Raw genomic sequence first — 25,993 nt, 5'->3', positions numbered from 1 at the left:
CCCGTTCGGCACTGCGAACCATCAGTCCTGCGCCCCGACCGGCTCCGCCTGTAGCGCACGGCGCGGGCTCGACCCACCCTGGCCGCGCTCCGCCAGTTCACGGGACGCCTGAAGGTACGCCAGCGCACCGGTAGATGTCGCGTCGTAGGTCATGACCGTCTGGCCGTAGCTCGGAGCCTCGGAGATGCGGACCGAGCGCGGGATCGTCGTCTTGAACGTCTCCGCCGGGAAGTGCGACCGCACCTCCCCCGCGACCTGCTGCGCGAGGTTGGTCCGGCCGTCGTACATCGTCAGCAGGATCGACGAGACGCGCAGTTCCGGGTTGAGGTGGGAACGAATCAGGTCGATCGTCTTGAGCAGCTGGCTCAACCCCTCGAGCGCGTAGTACTCACACTGGATGGGGATGAAGACCTCACGGCCCGCCACGAACGCGTTGACCGTCAGGAGACCCAGGCTGGGCGGGCAGTCGATGAGCACGTAGTCGATGCGCTCCTCACCAGCAGCGACACGGTCGGCAAGGTACTTGTCGATCGCCTTGCGCAGTCTCGTTTCACGTGAAACGAGCGAGACCAGCTCGATCTCGGAGCCCGAGAGATCTATCGTCGCCGGCACGCCCCAGAGGTTCGGGACGTCGGGGCACGGCTGGACCGTGCTCGCCAGCGACTCGCCCTCCACGAGGACCTCGTACACGGACGGTGTGCCCGCTCGGTGCTCGATCCCCAGCGCGGTGGAGGCGTTGCCCTGGGGGTCGTTGTCGATCACCAGCACGTTCAGGCCGGACTGTGCCAGCCCGGCGGCGACGTTGACCGTGGTCGTCGTCTTGCCGACGCCGCCCTTCTGGTTCGCGACCGTGATGATGCGGGTCTTCGGTGGACGCGGGAACCGGCGCCCCTGGAGCTCGATACGTCGGCGAGCGTCCATGGCGAGCTCGGCGGCGACAGGAGTCGTGTCGTCAACGGCCGGGACGGTTGCGATGAGGGCTGATCGACGCTCGTCATCGCCACCGTGCGGGCCGCCCGTGGGCTGCTGGGTGCCATGGGGCATCTGCACGGGCCCAGCAGTTTCACGTGAAACACCGGGAGCGGAGAGGCCCTGCACAGGAATCGGATCCGTCACGCGGCTACTGTAATCGCTGGCCGCACCATCTGGCTCGGACTCAGACTCAGTTTCTCCGGCGAAATGTGCGAGTTCGGCATCCACCAGGGAGCCTGCCTCCTCCTCCGGCGGGCGGGAGGCGGATCCGATGACCGCCGGCGCCGCGTTGACCGCTGCGTCCAGTGCCTCGCTCGCCCGTCTGATCGCGTCCGCGGGAACTGGTCGATCAGTGGGCGCCTCTTCCATCTGATCCGGATCCTCGTTCTCTGGACCATCGGGCTGTTCCGTACCTGGCCCCGCCTGCGGTTGTGCTTCCTGCGCCGCACCGGACTCGGCCCGCGCAGGGATCGCCTCCTCGGCCACACGGGAGAGCTGCTCCTTGTCTCCGGGCGCCGACATCGTGACCGACTCGATCAGCTGGCTCAGCGCGGCCACCTTCGTTCCCTCCGGTTCGGGACGATCCTGGCCCCACACCTCGTCGCGCGGGCCGTCACCCACGATCTCAGGCAGGGGTGGCGCCATGTCCTCGGAGGACGGCACATCCGCGGCGGCCGCTCGTTCGAGGACCGACGGGGTCGTCGGCGCCGAGACTCCCCCGGACCCTCTCTGCTCCGGACCGGCCGGACCATGTGCGCCATCCTGGAGCTGGCGGTCGGGGGCAGGGCTGTCCGCACTGCCGTCATCGGCTGGGTCGTCGCCGTCGGTGCTGCTCTTCGTGACGTCCTCATCGACTTCGCCGTCGGTACTGCTCGTCGCCGCGTCGTCAGCCGCGCCATCAGCGGCTCCGACGCTCTCCGGAACGCTGCCGTCCGTCGCCTGCGAGGGAGACGTGGCGTCAGAAGTGGCGTCGCCAGCATTGCTCCGCAGCACAGCGTCGATCTCGGAGGCGCTCCCGCCGTCCGCCGCGGAAGTATTCTCATCGTCCGGCGTGGCAGATCCCTCGCCGAACTGGAACTCGGGCTTCGACCCAGGATCAGGCTGGGCTGTCGACAGGGGCTCAGGCTCGTCAGGGTGGTCGCCTCCCGCAGGCGTTGCGGTCCGGGCCGCCGGACCGGCGAACCCCTCCGTCTCGGGCGAGCTATCTGATCCCGACTGCCCGTCCTCCCGTGCCGCATCCGTCGGCGCGCCCTGCGCGACCAAGTCGGGCGCCTCAGATTCCGACGCCTCGCCGGCACGGCCCGGCGTGGACTGATTCGGGAGCACAGCGCCAGTCGTCGTCTCCGGATTGGCCGCGCCGGATCGGGCTGGCTCTGCCGCGGACTTCCCCGGAGCAACGGCCGGTTCAGAAGCGGACGAGTCGGACGCCGTGGCGGTGGCAGCCGACGCCGCAACGGACTTGGCTGCCGCTACTCGCTTGGACTTTCGTCTGAAGAAGCACACGCGTGTAACGCTAAGGTCGTCAGCCTGCTCAGGCGTGTCGAAACGCCGACTCCAGGCTGATCGATTCCTCGTGCCGCCCTGATTCCTTCTTTGCGTCCTGGGGCACCGGCAACAAGCTGGCCTACAACTCGTCGTTGACCCGCCTTCCCCGCCCGCGGACCGGGCGTGCGGCTTCGGGGTTTCACGTGAAACAGCGACCCGGACGGGACTGGTCCTCCGGTGCCGGGTGTTCCCACCTCCCTGTGTCAGCTTCACGCGATGAGGTTCTGGCGTCGACGGTTTCACGTGAAACCGTCGCCGGATCGGCGCCTGGCTATGAGCCGCCCGTCGTCGAGTTCGCCCACCCCGGTGACGTCCCGGGACGCAGTTCAATCCGCGGCACGGGCTACTCGCAGAGAAGACGGGAGCGGCCACCTCCAGGCAGCCGCTCCCGTTCCACGTGAAACATCGTCCTCAGTACCGACTACTTACCGCGCCGCACCCGGACGATCGTCGTTGCCTCCACACCCTCGACAGTGCTGCCCTCCAAGATGTCCGGATCTCCCGCGCCGTACTTTCGGAGAACCTTGCGCGCCGGCTCCACCTCTTCGGCCACGCTGCGCCCCTTGAGGATCACCATCTCGCCGCCCACGCGGACGAGCGGCATGCTCATCCGTACCAGCTTCGACAGTGCAGCCACGGCACGGGCCGTCACGACGTCGACCTCGAAGGCGCCGTGGTACTCCTCTGCCCGGCCGCGCTTCACCTCGACGTTGGTCAGCCCCAGGCCTGTCACGACCTCGGTGAGCCAGGTCGTACGTCGCTCCATCGGCTCGATGAGGATCACCTGGAGCTCCGGTCGCATCGCCGCGATCACGATGCCCGGCAGCCCGGCGCCGGAGCCGATGTCAGCCACCGTGCCGACCGGCGGAAGGTGCGGGACGACCGCAGCCGAGTTCAGGATGTGCCGCTCCCAGATGCGCGACACCTCCCGCGGGCCGATCAGTCCTCGCAGCTCGCCCTGATCTCGGAGCATTTCCGCGTACTGCGCGACGCCGTCGTACGCGTCGCCCAGGTACGCCCTGACAGCGTCGCTCGCGCCGAGCGTCTCGCCGTCCGGTACCTCAGCGCTTGCGCCGGTCTGCCCCTGCGCCGCCACGTCCGAACCTTCCACGTCCCGTCCTCCAGTCGCTCTTGAAAGTAGCCAAACACAGCGAGGGCCGGCGCACGTCCTCGGGACGCACACCGGCCCTCGGCCGAGGCCTGTGAATCAGTCGGTGACCGACGCCGTGTCGGCCGCCGGCTGGACCACGACGTAACGCTCGGGCTCGACGCCCCGCGAGTCACTGACCAGGCCCGCTGCCGCGACGGCGTCGTGCACCACCTTGCGCTCGAACGCGTTCAGCGGGTCGAGCTCGACCTCGGCGCCGGAGCTGCGCACCTGCTCGACCGCAGCCTCGGCGATACGCGTCAGATCGACGCGGCGCGCTGCCCGGTAGCCACCGATGTCGAGCATCAGCCGGCTCCGCTCCCCTGTGCGGGTCTGAACTGCGAGGCGCGTGAGCTCCTGCATCGCATCGAGCACCTCGCCCTCGTCACCGATCAGGTGTGCGAGCGACGCGGAGTCGTCCGCCACGACCTCCACCGCGGCACGGTCGTGCTTGATGTCCAGGTCGATGTCGCCGTCGAGGTCGGCGATGTCGAGGAACTCCTCGAGGTAGTCGGCGGCGATCTCGCCCTCTTCTTCGAGGCGCTTGGTCCGGTCCGCCGGATCCACCACTGGAGCCGCGGGGTCGGGCGCGGCCGTACCTGTGCTCGCGTTCATCGCGTCTTCCTCCTACTTCTTCTGCTTGCGCTTGCCCGACGACGTCTGGGAGGCCCCAGGCGTCGTGCCGGACGGCTTCGGCTTGGAGCCAGGCTGCTTGCCCGGCGTGCCGGACGGCTTCGGCTTGGACCCGGCCTGCTTCCCGGACGTCGTGTCGGGCGCATCCTGCGGTGCGGACTGCGCGATGGCGGGCCGCGTGGGCTCCGGGCGAGTCGCGCCCTTCTGCCGGTCCTTGCGCTTGGGCTGCACCCGCTGACCGGTCTTGGGCTGCTCGACCACGGGGGTCTCTTCCTCGATGACCTCGCCCGTCTTCGCAGCACGCTTGGCTGCCTTCGCCGCCTGCCGCTCCTTCATCTGCTTCTCGGCGATGGAGCCGGGCGTCGGCATGCGCTTGATCGTGTAGTACTGCTGCCCCATCGACCAGATGTTGGTGACCGTCCAGTAGATCAGCACACCAACGGGGAAGTTCACGCCGGAGATCGCGAAGACGAGCGGCAGCATGTACAGCATCATCTTCTGCGTCTGCGCCATCGGGCCCTCGAGGGCCGACGGCGGCATGTTCTTCATCGTCAGCTGCCGCTGCGTGGTGAAGGTCGTGACGCTCATCGCGACGATGAGCACGATGACCACCGCCCGCGAGGCCCAGGAGTCGGTCTGGAGGAAGACGTCGCTGAGCTGGGCCCCGAAGAGCGTGGACGACTCGATGTCCGCGGCGACGGACTGGGTGATCGGGCCGATCGGCTCCGCGTCACCGGTCGAGATGCTCTCCAGGCCGTTCAGCACCCGGAACAGGGCGAAGAAGATCGGCGACTGCAGCAGGATCGGCATGCAGGAGGCGAACGGGTTCGTCCCGTGCTTCCGGTAGAGCTCCATGGTCTCGCGAGTCATGTTCTCGCGAGAGGCAGGGTCCGTCTTGCCCTTGTACTTCTTCTGGACGGCCTGCAGCTCGGGCTGGATCATCTGCATCCCGCGCGAGGCTTTGATCTGCTTGAAGAAGAGCGGGATGAGGACGATGCGGATGACGATCACCAGGGCGACGATCGACAGTACCCAGGCGGTGCCAGGGCCGGCCGCCATCCCGAGTGTCGTGAAGAGCCAGTGGGACCCGTAGATGATCCAGGCGACGACCCATTCGATCGGCCAGAGGAATGCGAAGAAGTCCATCGGTCAAGAAGCTCCAGAGTTGGTGACGCGAAGTCTGCGGGGAGGTGCGGGTGTCGTGTGCGGCACCACGAGCCGGAGCCGGTCAGCCCTCGGTGTGGGTGTGTGCGCCGCGCGCGGGCGGCACGTCGTCGACACCGCCGAGACTCCACGGGTTGCACCGCAGCAAGCGCCACAGCGCCAGCCCCAGCCCGCGCAGCGCACCATGGCGACGGAACGCGATCAGGGCGTACTGCGAGCAGGACGGGTAGTACTTACAGCTAGGGGGGCTCATCGGGCTGATGAACGCCTGGTAGAACCGGACCATCCCCACGAGGAGGGTCACCGGAAGCCGGCCGATCAGCGAGGGCTCTCGCGGCGGCGCCTCGCCGTCCGGTGCGGGGGCGGTCGTCATCTCTTCGCGTCCCCGGTTGCGCGTGCGACGGCACGGCGCAGGCACGAGTCGAGATCGCGCTCGAGGTCGGCGAACGTGGCCGACGAGGACGGTGGGAGGGCACGCACGACAGCGCGGGCAGCACTCGGCATCGCCGAAAGCTGCCCGGACGCGGCGGCACGGAGCCGACGCTTCACCAGATTGCGCTGCACGGAGTTACCCACAGCCTTGGAAACGACAAAACCGACCTGTGGAGTTCCCGATCCTGGGTCCGAGACGTTTTCGTCCGGCACCAGGAGGTGAACCACCACGGTCGATCGACCTGCACGCGTGCCGCGGCGCACCGTCCGCTCGAAGTCGACGGAACGGCGCAGTCGGTGCGCCGCGGGCAGCATGGCTCAGGCTGAGAGCTCGGCGCGACCCTTGCGACGGCGGTCCGCCAGGATGGCGCGGCCGGCGCGGGTGCGCATGCGCAGCCGGAAGCCGTGGGTCTTTGCACGACGGCGGGTGTTCGGCTGGAAGGTCCGCTTGCTCACGAGGTACTCCAAGAACGTCGGGGTAGGCACACCGTCAGTCCTCGACGATGCAGTGAATGTTGGCTGATCCGTACAGCGATCTGCCGAGCCGACCCGGGGCCTGGTCCACTGGTCGCGGCCAGCGTCTGAGAGACGCGGCTCGAATCCGTGTGTGGGCGCGCAGAAGTACCTGGAACGGCTGTATGACGTTACGCCGTCCGCACCCTTCCGGTCAAACCAGAACGGCGGGACGATGCCTGTCAGGCGCACCACACCGGGCCTGTCCGACGGGCCGTACGGAGGGCTCGATGACCTGCCCGTGTACCACTTGTTCAGCGGTGATCCGCGCCATCCACAACCTGTGGACAACTGTGTGGACGGTGCCCCATCATGGCAGACTCCAAGTCACCCCCCAGTACTTGCGGCACCCGCGCACGAGACGAAGGAAAGCCAGTGGCCAACCCGGACGAGAACATCGGCGACGTCTGGGCACAGACCCTGACGGCGCTCGAGGCCCGGCCCGACATGAGCCCCCGGCAGCTCGCCTTCATCCGCCTGGCCAAGCCGATGGCCGTCCTGGACGACATGGTGTTCATCGCCGTCCCGCACGAGCAGACACGTACCTATCTGGAGACGGCAGTTCGCGACGATCTGGTCTCGGCCATGTCTTCGGTGCTCGGCCGCGACGTGCGCTTCGGCATCACCGTGGACCCCGAGCTGAGCAGCAGGACGCTCGCCGGGCCGTCGCAGATCTCCGGTCCCGCCGCGCTCTCCCTGGAGCACGAGCCGCCGGAGCCCGAGCAGGCGCAGATGCCGATCGCGCCGCAGCCGGCCCCGAAGCCCTCGGCCGAGCCCACGAGGCTGAACCCGAAGTACATCTTCGAGACGTTCGTCATCGGCTCGTCCAACCGGTTCGCGCACGCGGCAGCCGTCGCTGTCGCCGAGGCACCGGCCAAGGCCTACAACCCGCTCTTCATCTATGGCGACTCCGGGCTGGGCAAGACTCACCTGCTCCATGCCATCGGGCACTACGTCCACAACCTGTACCCGCACATCCGCGTGCGGTACGTGAACTCCGAGGAGTTCACCAACGACTTCATCAACAGCATCGGTGAGGGCAAGGCCGGCGCGTTCCAGCGCCGGTACCGCGACGTCGACGTGCTGCTCATCGATGACATCCAGTTCCTGCAGGGCAAGGAACAGACGATGGAGGAGTTCTTCCACACGTTCAACGCCCTGCACAACGCCAACAAGCAGGTCGTGATCACCTCGGACGTCCCCCCGAAGCAGCTGAACGGCTTCGAGGACCGCCTGCGTTCCCGCTTCGAGTGGGGCCTCATCACCGACGTCCAGCCGCCGGACCTCGAGACCCGCATCGCGATCATGCGGAAGAAGGCGGCGAGCGAGCACCTCGACGTGCCGGCCGACGTGCTCTCCTATATCGGCTCCCGCATCTCGACCAACATCCGAGAGCTGGAAGGCGCGCTGATCCGCGTCACGGCGTTCGCGAACCTCAACCGCCAACAGGTGGACCTGGCCCTCGCCGAGATAGTCCTCAAGGACCTCATCACCGATGACGACGACACCGCGGAGATCACACCTGCCGTCGTCATCGCGCAGACCGCCGCCTACTTCGGCCTCACCATCGACGACCTGTGCGGCTCCTCGCGGTCCCGTGTGCTGGTGACCGCCCGGCAGATCGCCATGTACCTGTGCCGTGAGCTCACCGACCTGTCGCTGCCCAAGATCGGCCAGCAGTTCGGCGGACGCGACCACACCACGGTCATGCACGCGAACAAGAAGATCGCGGGCCAGATGGCCGAGCGTAGGTCGACCTACAACCAGGTCACCGAGCTCACGAGCCGGATCAAGCAGCAGCAGCGCGGCTGATCCCAGGACGGTCCCCCGCCCGGCCATAACTCCGGCACTCCGCCTGTTTCCACACTTATCTCCACCCCTGTGCACAGCTCGTCCGGTGCGCAGGAGTGTTGCATATGCGCACCTCCACAGGTCTATCCACATGCAGATCCCCGGGTTCCGGCGGTTCGGCTTCCTCCGTCCCCAACGCTGTGGACGAGAACTGTGCAGAACTCGACCTGCGGCGCTGACCTGCCGATACACACCTGGGGACAAGGCTGTGGACGGCTGTGGACGAACCCCAATTTTCTGTGGGCGGAGACCCCTCGATCGGTGGACGGCCTGTGTGTAAAAAACGGCCCTCCACAGGGACCCCTAGTTCATGCACAGCTGGACCCACAGTTCCTCCACAGGCGAAAAGGGGCTCTGACCTGCGCCAAGACCGGATATCCCCAGTTTCCACAACACCTACTACTACTACGACATCTATCTCTAAGGGGGAATCTGCGCGCCTTCATCAGGCGGTCCGAGCGCTCGGGGCACCTCTTCGAACACTAGTACGAGAGCCAAGGCGAAGTCCATCCACAGCCCTGCCCTTCGAGTGCCACGCGGTCACCAACTCGCGTAGGGTTTCCCTCGACAGTCCAGGAACAAGAGGAGATGCAACGGCATGAAGTTCAGGGTCGAGCGCGATGTCCTCGCCGATGCCGTGACATGGACCGCTCGCACGCTCCCCACGCGCCCGCCGGCTCCCGTCCTTGCCGGCGTCCGTATCGAGGCCGACGCACAGGGCGTGATCAACCTCGCGAGCTTCGACTACGAGACGTCCGCGCGGTCGGAGATCCCCGCCGAGGTGGCAGAGCCGGGCACTGTGCTGGTCTCCGGCCGGTTGCTGGCAGAGATCTCCCGGGCGCTCCCCAACAAGCCGGTGGACGTGGCGCTCGAGGGCAACAAGGTCATCGTCACCTGCGGTGCCAGCCGGTTCACGCTCCTCACCATGCCTGTGGACGAGTACCCGGCGCTGCCGGGGCTCCCGGAGGTCAGCGGCACGGTCTCGGGTGACGCGTTCACCCACGCCGTCGCGCAGGTGACCGTCGCAGCCAGCCGCGACGACACCCTGCCGCTCCTGACCGGCGTCCGGGTGGAGATCGAGGGCGAGCGCATCACGCTCCTGTCCACGGACCGCTACCGGCTCGCTCTGCGCGAGCTCACCTGGACCCCCGCGACGCCCGGCTTCTCCGCCGTCGCCCTGATCCGTGCCCGCACGCTGAACGACGTCGCCAAGTCGCTCGGATCGGGCGGGCTCGTGAACCTTGGGTTGTCCACAGGCCAAGGCCTCGACCTTGTGGGTTTCGAGGCGGGCGGTCGCCAGACCACCTCCCAGCTCGTCGAGGGCGACTATCCCGCGGTCCGCCGTCTGTTCCCCGACAGCACGCCGATCCACGCCGTGGTGGCGACCGCGCCTCTGATCGAGGCCGCGAAGCGCGTGAGCCTGGTCGCAGAGCGCAACACCCCGATCCGGCTCTCGTTCAGCGAGGGCCAGGTGGTGCTCGACGCCGGCCACGGCGACGACGCGCAGGCGTCCGAGGCGCTGGAGGCAGTGCTGGTGGGGGAAGACATCGCCGTGGCGTTCAACCCGCAGTTCCTGCTCGACGGACTCGGCGCTCTGGGCACCGACTTCGTTCGGCTCTCGTTCACCCACCCGAACAAGCCGGTCGAGTTCACCGGTCAGGGCAGCCTGGACGGCGAGGACGACTCCGCCTACCGGTACCTGCTGGTCCCGATCCGCTTTACCGGCTGACGGGCCGGGGCACGCCAGCGGACGTGCCCCGGTATCCACAGCCCACAACCGCCAGTCTGCACAGCCAGCCTGCACCAAGGACGGCCGCCACCAGCGAGCCCGTTGATCGACCCTGGAGGAAGCACGCACATGGTCACCCACATCGGCCTCGTCGGCCTGGGGAAGATGGGCAACAACATGCGGTCCCGCCTGCGGAACGGCGGTATCGACGTCACCGGGTTCGACCCGCGGCCCGAGGTGTCGGACGTGGCGACGCTCAGTGACCTGGCGGCGGCGCTCCCGCCCGAGAAGCGGGTCGTCTGGGTCATGGTCCCCGCCGGCGAGCCGACGCGTGGTGTGCTCGACCAGCTCGCTGAGATCCTCTCCGATGGCGACATCGTCATCGAGGGCGGCAACTCGCACTACGTCGAGGACCAGGAGCGTGCCGCGGAGCTGGCCGAGAAGGGCATCGGCTACCTCGACGTCGGCGTGAGTGGCGGTGTCTGGGGTCTTGAGAACGGGTACGGACTGATGGCGGGCGGCACGGCGGCGGACGTCGAGGCCGTCATGCCGGTCTTCGACGCGCTGCGTCCGGAAGGCCCCCGCGAGGAAGGCTTCGTGCACGCCGGAGGCGTCGGCGCGGGCCACTACGCCAAGATGGTCCACAACGGCATCGAGTACGGCCTCATGCAGGCCTACGCCGAGGGCTACGAGCTCCTGGCCGCCAAGTCCGACGTCATCACCGACGTGCACGGCACGATGCGGGCGTGGAGCCGCGGCACCGTCGTCCGCTCCTGGCTCCTGGACCTCATGGTCAAGGCGCTCGAGCAGGACCCCGAGCTGGCGCTCCTGGACGACTGGGTCGACGACTCCGGCGAGGGCCGGTGGACCGTCGACGAGGGTATCGACATGGCCGTTCCGCTGCCTGTGATCTCTGCCGCACTGTTCGCCCGATTCGCCTCCCGCCAGGAGCAGTCGCCGGCCATGAAGGCGGTGGCCGCACTGCGCCAGCAGTTCGGCGGACACGCGGTGAAGTCGGCGGAGTAGCGAGCGGGACGTACGATCACCTACCGATGTACGTCTCCCACCTCTCCCTGCTCGACTTCCGGTCGTATGCGTCGGCCGACGTAGAACTCGATCCCGGGGTCAACGCCTTCGTCGGGCGCAACGGTCGGGGCAAGACCAACCTCGTCGAGGCGATCGGCTACGTCGCGACGCTCGGTTCGCACCGGGTGGCCACCGACGCGCCGCTCATCCGGTCCGGTGCCGACCGTGCCGTCGTCCGCACGCGGATCGTCCGAGGGGACCGCGCGAGCACCGTCGAGCTGGAGATCACCCAGGGCAAGGCGAACCGGGCGCGCATCAATCGTGGCCAGGCGGTGCGGGCGCGGGACGTGCTGGGGGTGCTGCGCACGGTGCTGTTCGCACCCGAGGACCTCGCGCTGGTCAAGGCAGAGCCCGACGGGCGACGGCGGTTCATGGACCAGCTGCTGGTCCTGATGATGCCTCGGGTGTCCGCGGTGCTCTCCGACTACGAGCGGGTGCTCAGGCAGCGGTCCGCACTGCTCAAGTCGGCGCGGGCCTCGCGGCGAGCGGGCGGCTCGGCACGAGCTGAGAGCGCTGCCGCTGCCGAGCTCGCAACGCTCGACGTCTGGGACGCTCGGCTCGCGGAGCTCGGTGCCGAGATCCTGTCGCTGCGGATCCAGCTCGTCGATGCGCTGCGCCCGGCCGTCGCCGCGGCGTACGAGCAGGTGAGCGATGCTGATGGGCATGCGGAGATCAGCTACCGGTCGTCTCTTCCCGCGCTCTCGGCGGGTTATACACCGGAGTTGTCCACAGGGTCTGGGGATAACTTCGCGGACGTGGGACAGCTGCGCGACCTGTTGCTGGACGCCCTGGTCACAGCTCGTCCGCAGGAGCTCGACCGCGGGGTCAGCCTCGTCGGCCCGCACCGGGACGACCTCGTCCTGACGCTCGGCGGACTGCCGGCGAAGGGCTATGCGAGCCACGGGGAATCCTGGTCGTTCGCGCTCGCGTTGCGGCTCGCCTCGTTCCGTCTTCTGGGCGGAGATCCGCAGAATTCGGCCGATTCACCCGCCTTTTGGGATCCCGAGCTGGGTACCGATGCCGATCCGGTGCTCATCCTCGACGACGTGTTCGCCGAGCTCGATGTGCGCCGGCGCCAACGCCTCGCCGACCTGGTCCTTCCCGCTCGCCAGGTGCTCGTGACGGCCGCCGTGCCTGAGGACATCCCAGCGGCTCTGGAAGGCGTACGGTTTCACGTGGAACCCGGGACGGTGACCCGTGACCGATGACTCTCCACAGGGGCCTGTGGATAACTCTGAGCCCCCGTTGACGCCCGCCTCCGAGGTGGCGCGCGCAGCCCTCAACCGGGCGAAGGCAGCGGCCCGCGCCCGCGGGCTGCGGCCCGGATCGCCGTCGCGTCGCTCTCCCCTGGCCGAGCCGCGCTCGAGCGGAGCGGGACCCGGTGCGCGCGACCCGCAGCTGCTCGGGGCGGTGGTCGGCCGGCTGCTACGGGAGAAGGGCTGGACCGAGGACGTCTCGGTGGGCGGCGTCATGGGCCGGTGGCGCGAGGTCGTGGGCTCGGAGATCGCCGACCACTGCACGCCGGAGACGTTCGAGGACAAGGTGCTCGTGGTGCGGGCGGACTCGACGGCCTGGGCAACGCAGATGCGGCTGCTGGCGCCGACGCTGCGACGCAGGATGGCGGAGGAGATCGGCGAGGGCGTCGTCGAGGAGGTCACCGTGCTCGGACCTGCAGGCCCTGGGTTCCGGAGAGGGCCACGATCGGTACGAGGTCCGGGCCCACGGGACACCTGGGGCTGAGCCACTCCCCCGGTTCGTCTGTCACTGCGGACGGACTCGGCACGAAGGCAGCAACGATCGCAGACAGCAAGAAGGGCTCCCCGGCTACTACCGGGGAGCCCTCCTCGAATCAGCCGCGCCGCAGCGTCAGCCGGGGGCTATGGGTTCAGGCGTTGTGTTCAGGCGTTCTGCATGCGCCTACGGGCCCAGACGAGGGCGATGCCACCAGCGGCGAGCAGTGCGGCGAACGCGATGGCGCCACCGACGGTCGCACCGGTCGCGGCGAGCACCTCGGGCTCCTCGGCGGCGGGGCTGGGCGAAGCGCTCGGCTCCTCGGTGACGGGCGCGACGGACGCCTCGTCCGTCGGCTCCGTGGTGGGCTCGGTCGGTGCGGTCGGCTCCTCCGAGGGCTCCTCCGAGGGCTCCTCCGACGGCTCCGCGGTGACGGGAGGTTCGGTCGGCTCCGGGGTGGGCGCTGCCTCGACGCAAGCCTCGATGGTGCCGCCGAAGTCCTCGACCCCCTGACCGTCCGGCGAGTCGAAGGAGACGGACCAGCTGTGTTCGATCGTCGGGTCGAGCGTGTCGAACTTCTTGTCGTAGCTGTACTCGTACTGCGCCTCGTTGTTGCCGGACTTGAAGCCGATCTGGTCGAACGTGCCTGACTCGACCTGCTCACCGTCGATGATGACGGTGACGCTGGCGTCGGCGGGGTACATCTTGGCCTGGGCCGAGACGTAAGCGAGGTTGGACTCAGCGACGCACTGTCCATCGGCGCCGGGGATGTGGGCGGACGCGGGTGCCGCGCCGACGACGAGGCCGCCGAGCGTGAGAGCGGCGAGGGCGCCGCCCGCGAGGAGTTTCTTCACAGGGAAGTCCTTCGAGAGAGACTGGGCGCAAGTTGCGCATATGACCGGTCGGCGCCATTAGAGCAGAAAACGACAAATTAGAGAAACATCACCTTCTACCCAGAAAGGAGTTGCCCTTCGTCATACAGGGGCGTGACGAATCGCAGACGCATTCCGGTGCTGCCGGCGCCGCCTACCGAACGTGTGTGCGGTGGTTGCGCCGGCATCGCCGGTCACCCCGGGCAGGTGTGCAGGGACTCCGATCGAGGGTCCGACGGTCGCTCGCGAACCCTGTCAGGAGCGCAAAAATCACCCTGTGGAGAAAGGTTGTGGAGGAGTGGCCACAAACCGCCTCGGATCCCGGGTTTTCGCCGCTCAGAAGGTAGTATGAGGGGGTCAACCGCGCCGGGTTCCCAGGATCGTCCTGAGGGCCCGGAACGCTGAGCACCGACGAGCCGTCGGACCGTATGTCAGCACCCGAGCACGGCATGGACCCGAGGGGTCCGAGCCGCTCGTGCAGCCCGCTGGTACGTCCGTCGTCGTGCACATCGTGTGCCTGAAAGACGAGGAGCAACCCCGCCCGTGACAGAGCGAATCGACGGCGGCTACGACGCCGGGAACATCACAGTCCTGGAAGGTCTCGAGGCCGTTCGTAAGCGACCGGGCATGTATATCGGATCGACCGGTGAGCGTGGGCTCCACCACCTTGTGTACGAGATTGTGGATAACGCTGTGGACGAGGCCCTCGCGGGCCACGCCTCCGAGATCGACGTGCGGCTCATGGCCGACGGCGGCGTCCGGGTCACCGACGACGGCCGAGGCATCCCGGTCGCGATGCACCCCACCGAGGGCAAGCCCACCCTCGAGGTCGTCATGACGATCCTGCATGCCGGCGGCAAGTTCGGCGGCGGCGGGTACGCCGTCTCCGGCGGCCTGCACGGTGTCGGCATGTCCGTGGTGAACGCACTGAGCCACCGGTTCGTGTCCGAGGTGCGCCGCGACGGGTACCACTGGCGCCAGGAGTACACCGAGGGCGGCAACCCGGTCACGGGTGTCGACCGCCTCGAGCCGCTGGGTCCGGACGAGCACACCGGTACGACCCAGACGTTCTGGGCCGACGGGTCGATCTTCGAGACCACCGAGTACGACTTCGAGACGCTCCGTGCCCGGTTCCAGCAGTACGCGTTCCTCAACAAGGGCCTGAAGATCACGCTCACCGACGAGCGTGCAGGCCACTCCTCCCCCACCGACGAGGTCACGGGCGCCGAGCCCGAGGTCGCGGCGGACGAGGTGGTCGGGACCGAGATCCTGCCGGACGCGGACGGGCAGCCGCTGGACGCGGACCAGGCTCCGGGGAGCTGGCGCACCGTCACGTACAAGTACGAGCACGGCCTCATGGACTACGTCCACCACCTCAACTCCGCGAAGCGGGTGGAGTTCATCCACCCCGAGGTGATCTCGTTCGAGAGCGAGGACACGGAGCGCAAGATCGCCGTCGAGGTCGCTCTGCAGTGGACCAGCGCCTACAGCGAGTCGGTGCACACGTTCGCGAACACGATCTCCACCACCGAGGGCGGAACGCACGAGGAGGGTTTCCGCGCGGCGATGACCACGCTGGTCAACAGCTATGCGCGGGACAAGGGGATCATCAAGGAGAAGGACGACAACCTCACGGGCGACGACATCCGTGAGGGCCTGACGGCTGTCATCTCGGTGAAGCTCGGCGAGCCGCAGTTCGAGGGACAGACCAAGACGAAGCTTGGCAACACGGAAGCGAAGACCTTCGTGCAGCGTGTGGTGCGCGAGCAGCTCGTCGACTGGTTCGACGCGCACCCGAACGAGGCGCGCGACGTCATTCGTAAGGCGATCTCGGCCTCGCAGGCCCGCATCGCGGCACGCAAGGCGCGCGAGGCCACGCGCCGCAAGGGTGTCCTGAACGGCGGCGGCATGCCGGGCAAGCTCAGGGACTGCCAGTCCCGGTTCCCCGACGAGTGCGAGATCTACGTCGTCGAGGGTGACTCGGCCGGCGGTTCGGCGGTGCGCGGGCGCAACCCGCACAACCAGGCGATCCTCCCGCTGCGCGGCAAGATCCTGAACGTGGAGCGGGCTCGCCTCGACAAGGCGCTGTCCAACGCCGAGGTCCAGGCGCTGATCACCTCCTTCGGCACGGGCATCGGCGAGGACTTCGACATCTCGAAGCTCAAGTACCACAAGATCGTGCTCATGGCCGACGCGGACGTCGACGGCCAGCACATCTGCACCCTGCTGCTCACGCTCCTGTTCCGGTACATGCGTCCCCTCATCGAGCACGGCCACGTGTACCTCGCGCAGCCTCCGCTGTACCGGATCAAGTGGAGCAACGCCCCGCACGACTACGTGTACTCGGACCGGGAGCGTGACGCGTTGCTCGAGGCCGGCACCGCGCAGGGCAAGCGAGTCCCCAAGGACAACGGCATCCAGCGCTACAAGGGTCTGGGCGAGATGGACTACTCCGAGCTCTGGGACACCACGATGGACCCGGACCACCGGACGCTGCTGCAGGTGACCATGGACGACGCGGCCGCGGCCGACGAGATCTTCTCCGTGCTCATGGGTGAGGACGTCGAGTCCCGCCGCACCTTCATCCAGCGCAACGCCAAGGACGTGCGGTTCCTCGATATCTGAGGAGTGAGCTTGCGAGCCCCGGAGGATATCGAAAACAGCAGAGTTTTCCTGAGGAGTGAGCTTGCGAGCCCCGCAGGATATCGACATCAGCAGAGTCCTCTGAGGCGTCCCGGAGCGGCCACCCCTCAGGGGGTGCGGCACCAGGGCACGACATGGCGGCCCAGAAGACGAAGTGACACGCCCACCGGCGTGGAAAGGAAGTACAGACGGTGACGGACGAGACTCCCGGCGTGGACAACTCCGACGACGGCATTCCCCTGGAGGACGCGCGAGTCGCGGTGCACCACGGCCGCGTCGAGCAGGTAGACCTGCAGCTCGAGATGCAGCGATCGTATCTCGACTACGCGATGAGCGTGATCGTGGGGCGTGCACTGCCCGACGTGCGGGACGGCCTCAAGCCGGTGCACCGTCGTGTCATCTACGCGATGTACGACGGTGGCTACCGCCCTGACCGTGCGTTCTCCAAGTGCTCGCGCGTCGTGGGCGACGTCATGGGCAAGTACCACCCGCACGGTGACACCGCTATCTACGACACCCTGGTCCGCCTGGTCCAGGACTGGGTACTGCGCTACCCGCTGGTCGCCGGCCAGGGCAACTTCGGCTCACCGGGCAGCGACCCCGCGGCCGCCCCCCGGTACACCGAGTGCAAGATGGCACCGCTCGCCATGGAGATGGTGCGGGACATCGAGAAGGGCACCGTCGACTTCCGGCCGAACTACGACGGCCGTACGCAGGAGCCGGTGGTCCTTCCGGCACGCATTCCGAACCTGCTGGTGAACGGGTCGGCCGGCATCGCGGTCGGTATGGCCACGAACATCCCGCCGCACAACCTGCGCGAGGTGGCCGAGGGCGTCCGGTGGCACCTCGCGCATCCTGAGGCCACGCGTGAGGAGCTGCTGGAGGCGCTCATGCAGCGCATCAAGGGCCCCGACTTCCCGTCGGGGGCACAGATCCTGGGCCACAGTGGCATCGAGGACGCCTACCGCACGGGCCGTGGCTCCATCACGATGCGTGCCGTGGTGAACGTCGAGGAGATCCAGAACCGGATCTGCCTCGTCATCACCGAGCTGCCGTACATGGTCAACCCGGACAACCTGGCCTCGAAGATCGCGGATCTCGTCAACGACGGCCGCGTCCAGGGCATCGCGGATATCCGTGACGAGACGTCCGGCCGCACGGGGCAACGCCTGGTGATCGTGCTCAAGCGCGACGCCGTGGCGAAGGTGGTGCTGAACAACCTCTACAAGCACACGCAGCTGCAGGAGAACTTCAGCGCCAACATGCTCGCGCTGGTCGACGAGGTGCCTCGCACCCTGAGCATCGATGCGTTCGTGCGGCACTGGACCACGCACCAGATCGAGGTCGTGCGCCGGCGCACCGAGTACCTCCTCAAGGAGGCGCAGGACCAGATCCACATCTACGAGGGCTACCTCAAGGCCCTCGACGCGCTCGACGAGGTCATCGCGCTGATCCGTCGCTCCCCCGACGCCGACGGCGCCCGGACGGGCCTGATGGACCTGCTCACCATCGACGAGCAGCAGGCGAACGCGATCCTCGCGCTTCAGCTGCGCCGCCTGGCCGCGCTCGAGCGCCAGAAGATCCTCGACGAGCACGCGAAGCTGCAGACCGAGATCGACGACTACCTGGACATCCTCGCCAAGCCGGAGCGGCAGCGGTCCATCGTGGGCGACGAGCTCAACGAGGTCACCGACCGCTGGGGCGACGAGCGGCGCACCACGATCCTCCCGTACGACGGCGACATGTCGATGGAGGACCTGATCCCCGAGGAGGACGTGGTCGTCACCATCACACGGGGCGGCTACGCCAAGCGGACACGGACGGACAACTACCGTTCGCAGAAGCGTGGGGGCAAGGGCGTGCGCGGCACCCAGCTGCGCGAGGACGACATCGTGGACCACTTCTTCACGACGACGACCCACCATTGGATGCTGTTCTTCACCAACCTCGGCCGGGTCTATCGGGCCAAGGGGTACGAGCTGCCCGAGGGCAGCCGGGACTCCAAGGGTCAGCACGTCGCGAACCTGCTCGCGTTCCAGCCGGGCGAGAAGATCGCCCAGGTGCTCGACATCCCCGACTACGAGGCGGCGGAGTACCTGGTGCTGGCGACGCGTCGCGGGCTCGTGAAGAAGACCCGCCTGAGCGAGTACAACTCGCCGCGTTCGGGTGGTCTCATCGCGATCAACCTGCGTGAGGACGCCGACGGCGCCGCGGACGAGCTGGTGTCGGCTCGGCTCGTGAACGCCGACGACGACCTCATCCTCGTCTCGCGCAAGGGTCAGTCGATCCGCTTCCACGCGGACGACGAGTCGATCCGTCCGCTGGGCCGTGCCACGTCGGGCGTCACCGGGATGAAGTTCCGGGAGGACGACGAGCTGCTCTCCGCCGCTGTCGTCATCGAGGGAGCCGACCTCTTCGTCGTCACCGAGGGTGGCTTCGCGAAGCGGACCCGCATCTCGGAGTACCGGATCCAGGGTCGCGGGGGCCTGGGGATCAAGGTTGCGAACCTCGTCGAGGCGCGGGGTGACCTGGTGGGTGCGCTCGTCACCTACGCCGACGACGAGGTGCTGGTCATCATGGAGCGCGGCAAGATCGTCCGTTCCGCTGTTGCCGAGGTCAATCTCACCGGCCGGAACACGCAGGGGGTAACCTTCGCAAAGCCGGACAAGGGCGACAGGATCATCGCCGTCGCACGCAACGCTGAGCGTGAAGATGTGGTCGATGTTGCGGGTGCTGTGGACGAGAACTCCGACGGCGAATCCGCGGAGCGGGTTACCGTGGAAGAGATTCCGAACCCTGACGAAGTTCCGAGCACCCCTGAGCAGGACAGCACCGGACGCGAGGACAGCTGATGACCAGTGACAAGAGCGGGCCCGTTCGTACGGCGTCGCCTGCGCTCGACGAAGACCTGGAGACCACCCGGGTGCGGAAGGACGTGACCGGGGATCAGGCTCCGGCCGAGGCACCCGGTGCTGAGCAGTCCGAGTCGGGTTCAGGCAACGGGACGGCGTCGAAGAACGGTGCCGCCTCGAACGGTGCCGGCTCGAACGGTGCCGCCTCGAACGGCGCTCCGCGGGCTGACCAGAACACCGAGCCGCGGTCCGGGCCGGGAGCGGTACCCGCGCCACCGCCGCCGGCACCGGCGCCGTCCGGGTCCACGTCGCCCGCCGCCCAGCCGCGCACCGAGGCGCCGGTCCCTCCGGCACCGGAAGACGCCGGTCCGGGCGTTCCGACGACCGGAGGTGTCTGGCGGTCCGCGTACGAGGCTGGCCGTCCTGGCAAGGAACCCAAGCCCGCCGGCCCGGCCGCGGCCGCGAAGGGCGAGCCCAAGGCCCCGCCGGGGCTCGTCTCGGCCATCGGTCGCGTGTCGGAGAAGCCCGACGCCACGGCCGCCGAGGGAACTCCGACTCCGCCGAGCGCTCCGGCGCAGGAGCCGGACACAGACGCGAAGTCCTGGAACCGGGTTCCGGCGCCCGGTGCCCCGCCGGCCCCTCCGACGGGTGCCGCCGAGGGTACGGACGGCGTTCGGGCCGGTGCGATGAAGGCAGCCCAGGCTGCCCTCGACGCGGCCCGCAGTGCAGCCAAGAAGGTGACGTCGATCATGCCTGACGATGAAGGGCGGACGGCCACGCCCGCCGACGAGTCCAAGACCCGGCCCGAGATGCACTACACGGCGGCAGGGGTACGTGGGACCGCCACGCCGGCCGACCCGCAGACGGCGCCCGCAGGCGGGCCCACGGCTCCCGCACAGCCGACGTCGGCCCCGACGCCAGAGGCGGCGCGTCCGGCCCCGGCAGGTCCGCGGCGCGTGCGTCTCGCCATCTCCCGGGTGGACCCGTGGTCCGTCATGAAGCTGGCGTTCCTGCTGGCCGTGGCGATCGCGATCATGACCGTGGTCGCTACCGCGGTGTTCTGGTCGGTCCTGAACAGCTTCGGCGTGTTCACCACGGTGCAGGAGTTCGTGGTGGATGCCGTGGGGCCCCAGAGCAACGTGAACCTCACCCAGTTCGTGGAGTTCCCCCGCGTGATCTCGCTGGCGACCCTGATCAGCATCTGTAACATTGTCTTGTTGACGGCGATCGCCACGATCATGGCGTTCCTGTACAACATCACCGCAGCACTCGTCGGCGGCGTGCACATGACGCTGACCGACGACTGACGTTCTTTTCGGCGTCACCCAGAGCGTTCTCGTGCGCAGTTGCGCGCGACTCGACGCACGTCACACCGCGGACCGCGATTTCGGTTTGGGACATCGTCCCTACCTGGGGTAATCTCCAGTGTCGCGTGAGCGTGCGGAACGCTCGCCCGGGGCTATAGCTCAGACGGTTAGAGCGCTTCCCTGATAAGGAAGAGGTCGGAGGTTCAAGTCCTCCTAGCCCCACTCCCGGACCTGCAGAGGCTCCTCAGGAGGAACTCGTGAAGAAGCTGCTCGTAGTGCTGCTCGCTGCCGGCGCTGGCTACGTTCTCTGGCGCAAGCTCAGTGAGGACGCGGCAGGGCGCGACCTCTGGTCCGAGGTCACCGACTCGATTGACTGAGCGGCCCTCAGCGGGGCCATGGCGCAATTGGTAGCGCACCTGCTTTGCAAGCAGGGGGTTGCGGGTTCGAGTCCCGCTGGCTCCACCTGGTGAAGGCCGTTGACCTGCTGGTCAACGGCCTTCGACGTTCCTCGTGAGGCATCGACGAAAGAGCGATGCGATGAGGATGACACGGTTCGTGACACGGTTGCGGCGCCGATGGTTGCCCGCGACCGACGGTGAATGCGCGCGAGACCTGGTCGCTACTGGACTCGTGATGGGTATGAGCACGACGCCCGACGAGCAGCAGTACCCCCGGTTGGACCGCACTCCAATGTGGACGCTGGAGGAGTTGTGCGCGCTGGTGCGCACGACGCCGGCCACGGTGCACACGTGGCGCAAGCGCGGCACTGGTCCGCGCGCTTACAAGGTCGGGCGACACCTGCTGTTCGCAGAGGCGGACGTGGCCGCGTGGTTGGCCGCATGCGCCGCCGCTGCGGAGACGGACATCGACGGTGAGTCGCACGGCGAGCGAGGCTCTGCTGGCAACGGGTCGGGGTGGTGACTCGTGGGCAAGCAGAAGCTGCAGCCGGGCGAACATGGAGAGATCTTCCTTCAGGAGACCGGCCCGAACAAGTGGCGTGGCCGCACGCGGCTATGTCTGTGGGACAGCTCAGAGGTGTGGGTCTCCCGCAACGCGCCGACCGACGATGCGGCCCGGTTGAAGGTGCAGAAGGGAGTGACGGAGCGCCTCACCGCGGCGCGCGGCTCGGACGACCTGAAGCCAACGTCGAAGGTCGGACTCGCGTGTCGGCAGTGGATCGAGGAGATGCGGGAGCGGTCGTCTTGGCCAAAGCCGCCGATCCTCCCGCAGTCCGTGGACGAGTACGAGCGGGTCATCGGCAACCATGTCGTCCCGCACCTGGGCCAGCGGCGGTTGAACGAACTGACACCGGCGCTGTGCCAGAAGTTCCTGGACTCCCTTCTGAAGCAGGGCAAGGGCGGCAAGAACAACATGGTCACTACGACGCGGCAGGCTCGAAACGTGGTGAACCAAGTGCTTGACCGTGCCGTCGTGCACGACGCACTGCGGGACAACCCGATGCGCAAGACGATCGCGCCGTCGAAGGTGAAGCCGGTACCGAAGGCGATCACCGCTCTGGAGATCGGCCGCCTGCGAAGGATCGTGCGTAGCTGGGAGGCGTCGAGGGAAGGCAAGTTGGGGCCGAAGCCGACCGGGCACCTGCGCGTGGCGGTCGACGTGATGCTTGGAGCCGGTCTGCGGATCGGGGAGGTAATGGCACTGCGTTGGGGAGAGGTGAACCTCTCCCCCGACGGTCTGCCCACGCTCGCCGTGGAGGCCACCATGACCGACATCAAGGGTCAGGGGGTGGTGCGGCAGGGGAAGCCGAAGACCGAGGCCGGCATGCGCACGATCATCCTCCCGCCGTTCGCGGTTGATGCGTTGAACTCGATCCGGCCCGCCGTTACGTCCGCCGAGATGGCGGTGTTCCAGGGCCGGCTGTTCAAGGACGGACGCAACGCTGGGCGGCCCGTGTCGACGCACAACCTCCGCCGAATGCTGCGCACAGCGCTGGAGCTCGCGGACATGAAGGGAGCGGTGCACCCGCACCTGTTGCGCTCGACCGTGGCGACTCAAGTGGCCCGCAAGATGCGAACAGCAGACGCAGCCGCGCTGCTCGGTCACGCGATCGACGCCGGAATCACCGGCAGGTACTACATCGAACGACTCCGGCTGGCGCCAGACACCTCGGCGGTGCTGCAAGCCATGGTCGAGGCTGGAGACGCGGAAGCGGCACGCGAAGCAGCCGAGAACGACGAGGTCGCAGCGGGCGCACCTACCAGAGCGGTGGCTGCTCTTCGTTGACGGCGTGACCCTGTGCTCCGGATGGCTTCTTGCGCCGGAGCGCAGGGTGTCGCTTGTGGCGGGCGGCGTGGATGTCAGTGCACAGGTGGTCGAGGCGTTCGGTCGCGCGGTGCAGACGGGCGAGATCGACGCTGGTCGCGCTTGCGGAGAGAGCATCGACGTCGGCGTGGTCGATCCACTCGTCCAGGTCTGCGACCACCTCGGCAAGCGGCCGTGTCGCAGCTGACATCGTTGATTGACCACCGTCGTCGGGCGAGCGTGTCTTGGAGCGCGGTTTGCGTGGTCGGGCGAGCGCGGCCTGTGCGACGGCGGCCAGGTCAGCGGGATCGTCCTGCGCGTCGTCTGCTGAAGGCGCGGCGCTGGTGGCGTCGTGTTCAGTGATCGCCGCGCGGATCTGCTTCCACTGCTTTTCGGGAGAGGCACCGTTGGTGGTGATGTCGTGCCAGGCGGTCTCGGCCATGGTGCGAATGTGTTCGGGCATGTCGGGGTCGTCGCGGGTGTCCTTGATCCGACCGGTGTGTTCAAGGCGGGTATAGGACTTGGCGCCGGTGACCATCTGGGCGGCCTTGGCACGCGCGTCACCATTCCGGCCCGGAGCTGCCTCGGTCTCGTGTCCCGGTCCCGCCGATTCGGCGGGGCCGTTGCTGTCCCTTTTGCCCCCGCCGTTCGTGTTGCCGTCCTTCCAGCCTGCGTTGGTCGAGTTCTTGGTGGCGCGGAAGCGGGTGTTGTGCTGGCGCAGGGCGGCTTGTTCGGTCTCGGCGGCCTTGTATTCGCGGTACAGCTCTTCGGCGGTCTCCAGCGGCAGGGGTTCGCGGATAGTGTTCTCGTCGTGCTCGGCGATCAGGTCGCGCAGCCCTTCCGTGGCACGGCGGACGAACACCGGAACGGTCTTCCAGCCGAGCAGCTTGACGGCTTCCAGGCGTCGCCACCCACACAGCAGCAGGCCGTCCGGGGTGACGGTCAGGGGACACAGCAGCCCGACACGACGGATCGAGACACACAGCGCCTGGAGGTCTCCGAGATCGCGCCGGTGCCGGTACCCGACGGTGATGGAGTCGACGGCGCGGTCCAACCGCAGTCCGTCGGTGTCGTCATGCGGCATGTCCGGCCTCCCGAGCATCGAGGTGGTGTGGCGGGGTCAGGTCGTGTGCGTCCTGCTTGATTACCAGTCGTGCCGTGTCGCCGGCCAGGAGGCGGTGCAGCAGACCATCGCGGGTCGGAGTGCCGAGCACGGCCGAAACCAGGCGGGTCCATACCGACTGGTCGACGTCCAGCGCAGCAGCTGGCTGGCGGTCCTTACGGAGCCGTTCCCGCGCAGCGGGCACACCTCCTGCGGCGGTCAGGATGGTGCTGATGTGCTCCAGCCCGCGCCGGGCCACGTCGTCGGGCCACCCGACCGCGACCAGAACCGCGACCGCCGTCCGCATCACAGCCCGGACCTGGCGCACGACCTCGGCCGTCCTCGGGTCGACGTCGCCGGCCGAGGTCATGCCCGGGCGTGCAGTGGCCAGCGCCAGCTCGAGCCAGGGCGCCGTCTCACCGCCGTGGGTCGCGTTCGGGACGGAGGGGTCCCCGATGCGCATGGCGGGTGGCAGGTCGGTGCGGGCCATCAGGCGCCGCGCGCGGTCCCGGGAGCACAGCAGCTCATCGGCCCGGGCCTCGGCCCGCAACGTACGGGCCACCGCAGTGGTGACCACCGCCCATGGGTTTCGTGCTCGTCGCACCGCTGGGCTGCGGAGCGCCTCGAACGCCGCAACGGCGGCATCATGTTTGGTGAGGTGATGCTTGCGTGCCAGGTGTCGATACCGGTCGGCGCAGTACGCCAGCAGCTCCGCAGCCTCGGGGGCGGTCGCCCACGCATTGTCACCTGCCTCGGCGAGACGATCGAGCAGTGCGCGGAGTCCTTCCGGGGTAGCGAAGGATGGCTGAGACCCGGCGTGGCTCGGGCCTTCGCGGTCGGCAGGAACGGGCTCGACAGTGCCGTCTGGGCGCGACAGGATCTTGGCGGGCTCGGATTCGGGGTGGCGGTCCGGCCCTGCCGTCCGAACTGCGCCCGTTGTGTCGTCGCTCATCATCAGCCCCAGCCACGGCTCGCGTCGGCGAACAATGGCTTGTGTACCACGGTAAATCCCAGGTCCGGAATGTGCAAGGCTTACACACAACCAACTCGGGTGCTCGGAACATGCACTCTCTGGATAGCCTGGTGCTCATGGGACAACCCATCGAGCCTCAGCACCCCGGCCCGCGCGCCGGAATCGGCCGACCCGGTCGCGCACCCACGCATGACGATGGCCAGGCGTGGTCGAGTTCATGGACCGCGGGCATCGGGGAGCGATTGCGCTCCGCCCGCCGGGCCGCCGGGTTAACGACGCAACAGGTCGCCGACCGGACCGCCGAGCTGGGCTATCCGATGGCTCGAGCGAGCATCGCGAACCTGGAGACCCGGCCACGGGAGAAGATCTACCTGCAGGACGTCACCGTGCTCGCCGCAGCCCTCGGAGTCTCGCCGATTGAGGTGCTGTACCCGCTAGAGGCCAGCACCGTCCCGATCGCCACACCTACGCCAGTTGGTGTGGTTCGTCGCGGCGTACTGAAGAACACCAGCACCCAGACACTGCCCGGCCACACCGAACGCACTCCGGTCGCCGCCGCGTGGTTCACCGGCGGATACGGCCGAGTCCTCGAAGCGCGCCTGGCGGCAATCACCGCCTACGGCAGGTTCGAAGCCCGCGGCCAGCTCCTGGCGATGGTCATCGACGAAGAAGAAGCCGGCACTCTGGAAGCCAGAGCCCAAGCTGCTGAGGCACCCGCACCTGCCCAGTTCATGAGCGTGCTCCGGATGGAGGTCTACGACCTCGCGCGACGGGCCCTCGGCGCGATCGCCACCCACCAGCACCTCGCAGCCAGGGTTGGCGACACCAGGCCGGCGGTCGGCGACGAAGAACGCGAGATCGCCGAGCACATTGCAGCTGCGCCCCCGGCTGGGTACGTCGAGGACCCGTACGCACGGCCCTACGTACACGGAGTGCTGACCATCGGCGCCCCTGAACCTGGAGCCACACCCTTCTACCTCCAGGACGACCCCGATGACCGCTGGACCCCACCCGACCTGACCCGGCCCGCCACCGCATTCGAAACCACCCCGCAGAACACACCACGCCGTACCAAGCCCAAGCCGCAACAAGCCGAGCCCTGGCCCTTGCCCGCCGGCCCACCGCGCCGACGAGGCGACGGAGGCATCGCTGCACCTGGACTGTAGGAGCGCCGCATCG

At 68.1% G+C, this 25,993-nt stretch carries 22 protein-coding genes and 2 tRNA genes; 14 read left to right on the top strand and 10 right to left on the bottom strand.

The window, feature by feature from the left end:
• Nucleotides 1-21: 21 nt before the first annotated feature.
• The 7 genes from ACFSL2_RS17770 to rpmH form a co-directional block, all read right to left on the bottom strand.
• A complete protein-coding gene (locus tag ACFSL2_RS17770; protein WP_377200848.1) occupies nucleotides 22-1,044 on the bottom strand; it encodes a ParA family protein in 1,023 nt (340 codons plus the stop codon).
• A gap of 1,894 nt (nucleotides 1,045-2,938) precedes the next feature.
• The gene (rsmG, locus tag ACFSL2_RS17765) at nucleotides 2,939-3,628 is read right to left on the bottom strand and encodes a 16S rRNA (guanine(527)-N(7))-methyltransferase RsmG (RefSeq protein ID WP_377199108.1); all 690 of its coding nucleotides are present in this window, start codon (nucleotides 3,626-3,628) and stop codon (nucleotides 2,939-2,941) included.
• Nucleotides 3,629-3,724: 96 nt separating this feature from the next.
• Nucleotides 3,725-4,279: a Jag family protein gene (locus tag ACFSL2_RS17760; protein ID WP_377199107.1), complete on the bottom strand. Its 555-nt coding sequence runs from the start codon at nucleotides 4,277-4,279 to the stop codon at nucleotides 3,725-3,727.
• 12 nt (nucleotides 4,280-4,291) lie between these two features.
• Nucleotides 4,292-5,443 (bottom strand): membrane protein insertase YidC, encoded by a 1,152-nt coding sequence (gene yidC, locus ACFSL2_RS17755; protein ID WP_377199106.1) that lies wholly within the window; start codon nucleotides 5,441-5,443, stop codon nucleotides 4,292-4,294.
• A gap of 82 nt (nucleotides 5,444-5,525) precedes the next feature.
• Nucleotides 5,526-5,834 (bottom strand): membrane protein insertion efficiency factor YidD, encoded by a 309-nt coding sequence (gene yidD / locus ACFSL2_RS17750; protein WP_377199105.1) that lies wholly within the window; start codon nucleotides 5,832-5,834, stop codon nucleotides 5,526-5,528.
• Complete coding sequence (rnpA, locus tag ACFSL2_RS17745; RefSeq protein ID WP_377199104.1) at nucleotides 5,831-6,208, bottom strand: ribonuclease P protein component; 378 nt, start codon at nucleotides 6,206-6,208, stop codon at nucleotides 5,831-5,833. The genes yidD and rnpA overlap by 4 nt, the downstream gene beginning before the upstream one ends.
• A 3-nt stretch (nucleotides 6,209-6,211) precedes the next feature.
• A complete protein-coding gene (gene rpmH, locus ACFSL2_RS17740) occupies nucleotides 6,212-6,349 on the bottom strand; it encodes a 50S ribosomal protein L34 (protein WP_108493057.1) in 138 nt (45 codons plus the stop codon).
• 432 nt (nucleotides 6,350-6,781) lie between these two features.
• Here rpmH and dnaA point away from each other — a divergent pair, with 432 nt between their 5' ends.
• The 5 genes from dnaA to ACFSL2_RS17715 all read left to right on the top strand — a co-directional run bounded on the left by dnaA (nucleotide 6,782) and on the right by ACFSL2_RS17715 (nucleotide 12,812).
• The gene (dnaA, locus tag ACFSL2_RS17735; RefSeq protein ID WP_377199103.1) at nucleotides 6,782-8,218 is read left to right on the top strand and encodes a chromosomal replication initiator protein DnaA; all 1,437 of its coding nucleotides are present in this window, start codon (nucleotides 6,782-6,784) and stop codon (nucleotides 8,216-8,218) included.
• 637 nt (nucleotides 8,219-8,855) lie between these two features.
• Nucleotides 8,856-9,986 (top strand): DNA polymerase III subunit beta, encoded by a 1,131-nt coding sequence (dnaN, locus tag ACFSL2_RS17730; RefSeq protein WP_357465315.1) that lies wholly within the window; start codon nucleotides 8,856-8,858, stop codon nucleotides 9,984-9,986.
• 129 nt (nucleotides 9,987-10,115) lie between these two features.
• Nucleotides 10,116-11,012, top strand: a complete 897-nt coding sequence (gnd, locus tag ACFSL2_RS17725; RefSeq protein ID WP_377199102.1) for a phosphogluconate dehydrogenase (NAD(+)-dependent, decarboxylating) — start codon at nucleotides 10,116-10,118, stop codon at nucleotides 11,010-11,012.
• 26 nt (nucleotides 11,013-11,038) lie between these two features.
• On the top strand, nucleotides 11,039-12,280 hold the full coding sequence (gene recF / locus ACFSL2_RS17720; RefSeq protein WP_377199101.1) for a DNA replication/repair protein RecF: 1,242 nt from the start codon (nucleotides 11,039-11,041) through the stop codon (nucleotides 12,278-12,280).
• A 37-nt stretch (nucleotides 12,281-12,317) separates the two neighbouring features.
• A complete protein-coding gene (locus ACFSL2_RS17715; protein ID WP_377199100.1) occupies nucleotides 12,318-12,812 on the top strand; it encodes a DciA family protein in 495 nt (164 codons plus the stop codon).
• Nucleotides 12,813-12,970: 158 nt separating this feature from the next.
• On the opposite strand, the gene ACFSL2_RS17710 is transcribed toward ACFSL2_RS17715, so the two are convergent.
• Nucleotides 12,971-13,657, bottom strand: coding sequence for a hypothetical protein (locus tag ACFSL2_RS17710; protein ID WP_377199099.1), 687 nt, complete (start codon nucleotides 13,655-13,657; stop codon nucleotides 12,971-12,973).
• A gap of 561 nt (nucleotides 13,658-14,218) precedes the next feature.
• Between ACFSL2_RS17710 and gyrB the strand changes: the two genes are divergently transcribed.
• The 8 genes from gyrB to ACFSL2_RS17670 all read left to right on the top strand — a co-directional run bounded on the left by gyrB (nucleotide 14,219) and on the right by ACFSL2_RS17670 (nucleotide 22,721).
• Nucleotides 14,219-16,300 carry a DNA topoisomerase (ATP-hydrolyzing) subunit B gene (gene gyrB / locus ACFSL2_RS17705; RefSeq protein WP_377199098.1) on the top strand — a complete coding sequence of 694 codons (2,082 nt, stop codon included), beginning with the start codon at nucleotides 14,219-14,221 and terminating at the stop codon, nucleotides 16,298-16,300.
• A 209-nt stretch (nucleotides 16,301-16,509) separates the two neighbouring features.
• Entirely contained in the window at nucleotides 16,510-19,170 is a 2,661-nt protein-coding gene (gyrA, locus tag ACFSL2_RS17700) for a DNA gyrase subunit A (RefSeq protein WP_377199097.1), read from the top strand.
• Nucleotides 19,170-20,477, top strand: a complete 1,308-nt coding sequence (locus ACFSL2_RS17695; protein ID WP_377199096.1) for a DUF3566 domain-containing protein — start codon at nucleotides 19,170-19,172, stop codon at nucleotides 20,475-20,477. Before gyrA ends, ACFSL2_RS17695 begins: the two co-directional genes overlap by 1 nt.
• 148 nt (nucleotides 20,478-20,625) lie before the next feature.
• Nucleotides 20,626-20,699: transfer RNA gene (locus tag ACFSL2_RS17690), tRNA-Ile, on the top strand.
• A gap of 35 nt (nucleotides 20,700-20,734) precedes the next feature.
• Nucleotides 20,735-20,854: a DLW-39 family protein gene (locus tag ACFSL2_RS17685; RefSeq protein ID WP_229872280.1), complete on the top strand. Its 120-nt coding sequence runs from the start codon at nucleotides 20,735-20,737 to the stop codon at nucleotides 20,852-20,854.
• A gap of 12 nt (nucleotides 20,855-20,866) precedes the next feature.
• Nucleotides 20,867-20,939, top strand: a tRNA-Ala gene (locus ACFSL2_RS17680).
• A gap of 177 nt (nucleotides 20,940-21,116) precedes the next feature.
• Nucleotides 21,117-21,398 carry a helix-turn-helix domain-containing protein gene (locus tag ACFSL2_RS17675; protein WP_377199095.1) on the top strand — a complete coding sequence of 94 codons (282 nt, stop codon included), beginning with the start codon at nucleotides 21,117-21,119 and terminating at the stop codon, nucleotides 21,396-21,398.
• 3 nt (nucleotides 21,399-21,401) lie between these two features.
• Nucleotides 21,402-22,721, top strand: coding sequence for a tyrosine-type recombinase/integrase (locus ACFSL2_RS17670; protein ID WP_377199094.1), 1,320 nt, complete (start codon nucleotides 21,402-21,404; stop codon nucleotides 22,719-22,721).
• On the opposite strand, the gene ACFSL2_RS17665 is transcribed toward ACFSL2_RS17670, so the two are convergent.
• Nucleotides 22,693-23,823, bottom strand: coding sequence for a ParB N-terminal domain-containing protein (locus ACFSL2_RS17665; protein WP_377199093.1), 1,131 nt, complete (start codon nucleotides 23,821-23,823; stop codon nucleotides 22,693-22,695). The two genes, ACFSL2_RS17670 and ACFSL2_RS17665, sit on opposite strands and share 29 nt — an antisense overlap.
• Nucleotides 23,813-24,418: a hypothetical protein gene (locus ACFSL2_RS17660; RefSeq protein WP_377199092.1), complete on the bottom strand. Its 606-nt coding sequence runs from the start codon at nucleotides 24,416-24,418 to the stop codon at nucleotides 23,813-23,815. The genes ACFSL2_RS17665 and ACFSL2_RS17660 overlap by 11 nt, the downstream gene beginning before the upstream one ends.
• 512 nt (nucleotides 24,419-24,930) lie before the next feature.
• On the opposite strand from ACFSL2_RS17660, the gene ACFSL2_RS17655 reads away from it, so the two are divergent.
• Entirely contained in the window at nucleotides 24,931-25,980 is a 1,050-nt protein-coding gene (locus ACFSL2_RS17655; protein ID WP_377199091.1) for a helix-turn-helix domain-containing protein, read from the top strand.
• Nucleotides 25,981-25,993 lie beyond the last annotated feature (13 nt).

This window comes from Promicromonospora aerolata, assembly GCF_042682255.1.
GTDB lineage: Bacteria > Actinomycetota > Actinomycetes > Actinomycetales > Cellulomonadaceae > Promicromonospora > Promicromonospora aerolata.
This window is presented reverse-complemented; position numbering and strand designations above follow the sequence as displayed.

Bases quoted from the DNA above. Each gene is read 5' to 3' on its own strand.
- ACFSL2_RS17695 (WP_377199096.1), top strand. From the start codon at position 19,170: ATGACCAGTGACAAGAGCGGGCCCGTTCGTACGGCGTCGCCTGCGCTC.
- ACFSL2_RS17675 (WP_377199095.1), top strand. From the start codon at position 21,117: ATGAGCACGACGCCCGACGAGCAGCAGTACCCCCGGTTGGACCGCACT.
- ACFSL2_RS17770 (WP_377200848.1), bottom strand. From the start codon at position 1,044: ATGCCCCATGGCACCCAGCAGCCCACGGGCGGCCCGCACGGTGGCGAT.
- recF (WP_377199101.1), top strand. From the start codon at position 11,039: ATGTACGTCTCCCACCTCTCCCTGCTCGACTTCCGGTCGTATGCGTCG.
- dnaN (WP_357465315.1), top strand. From the start codon at position 8,856: ATGAAGTTCAGGGTCGAGCGCGATGTCCTCGCCGATGCCGTGACATGG.
- ACFSL2_RS17665 (WP_377199093.1), bottom strand. From the start codon at position 23,823: ATGCCGCATGACGACACCGACGGACTGCGGTTGGACCGCGCCGTCGAC.
- yidC (WP_377199106.1), bottom strand. From the start codon at position 5,443: ATGGACTTCTTCGCATTCCTCTGGCCGATCGAATGGGTCGTCGCCTGG.
- ACFSL2_RS17760 (WP_377199107.1), bottom strand. From the start codon at position 4,279: ATGAACGCGAGCACAGGTACGGCCGCGCCCGACCCCGCGGCTCCAGTG.
- rnpA (WP_377199104.1), bottom strand. From the start codon at position 6,208: ATGCTGCCCGCGGCGCACCGACTGCGCCGTTCCGTCGACTTCGAGCGG.
- gnd (WP_377199102.1), top strand. From the start codon at position 10,116: ATGGTCACCCACATCGGCCTCGTCGGCCTGGGGAAGATGGGCAACAAC.
- ACFSL2_RS17655 (WP_377199091.1), top strand. From the start codon at position 24,931: ATGGGACAACCCATCGAGCCTCAGCACCCCGGCCCGCGCGCCGGAATC.
- yidD (WP_377199105.1), bottom strand. From the start codon at position 5,834: ATGACGACCGCCCCCGCACCGGACGGCGAGGCGCCGCCGCGAGAGCCC.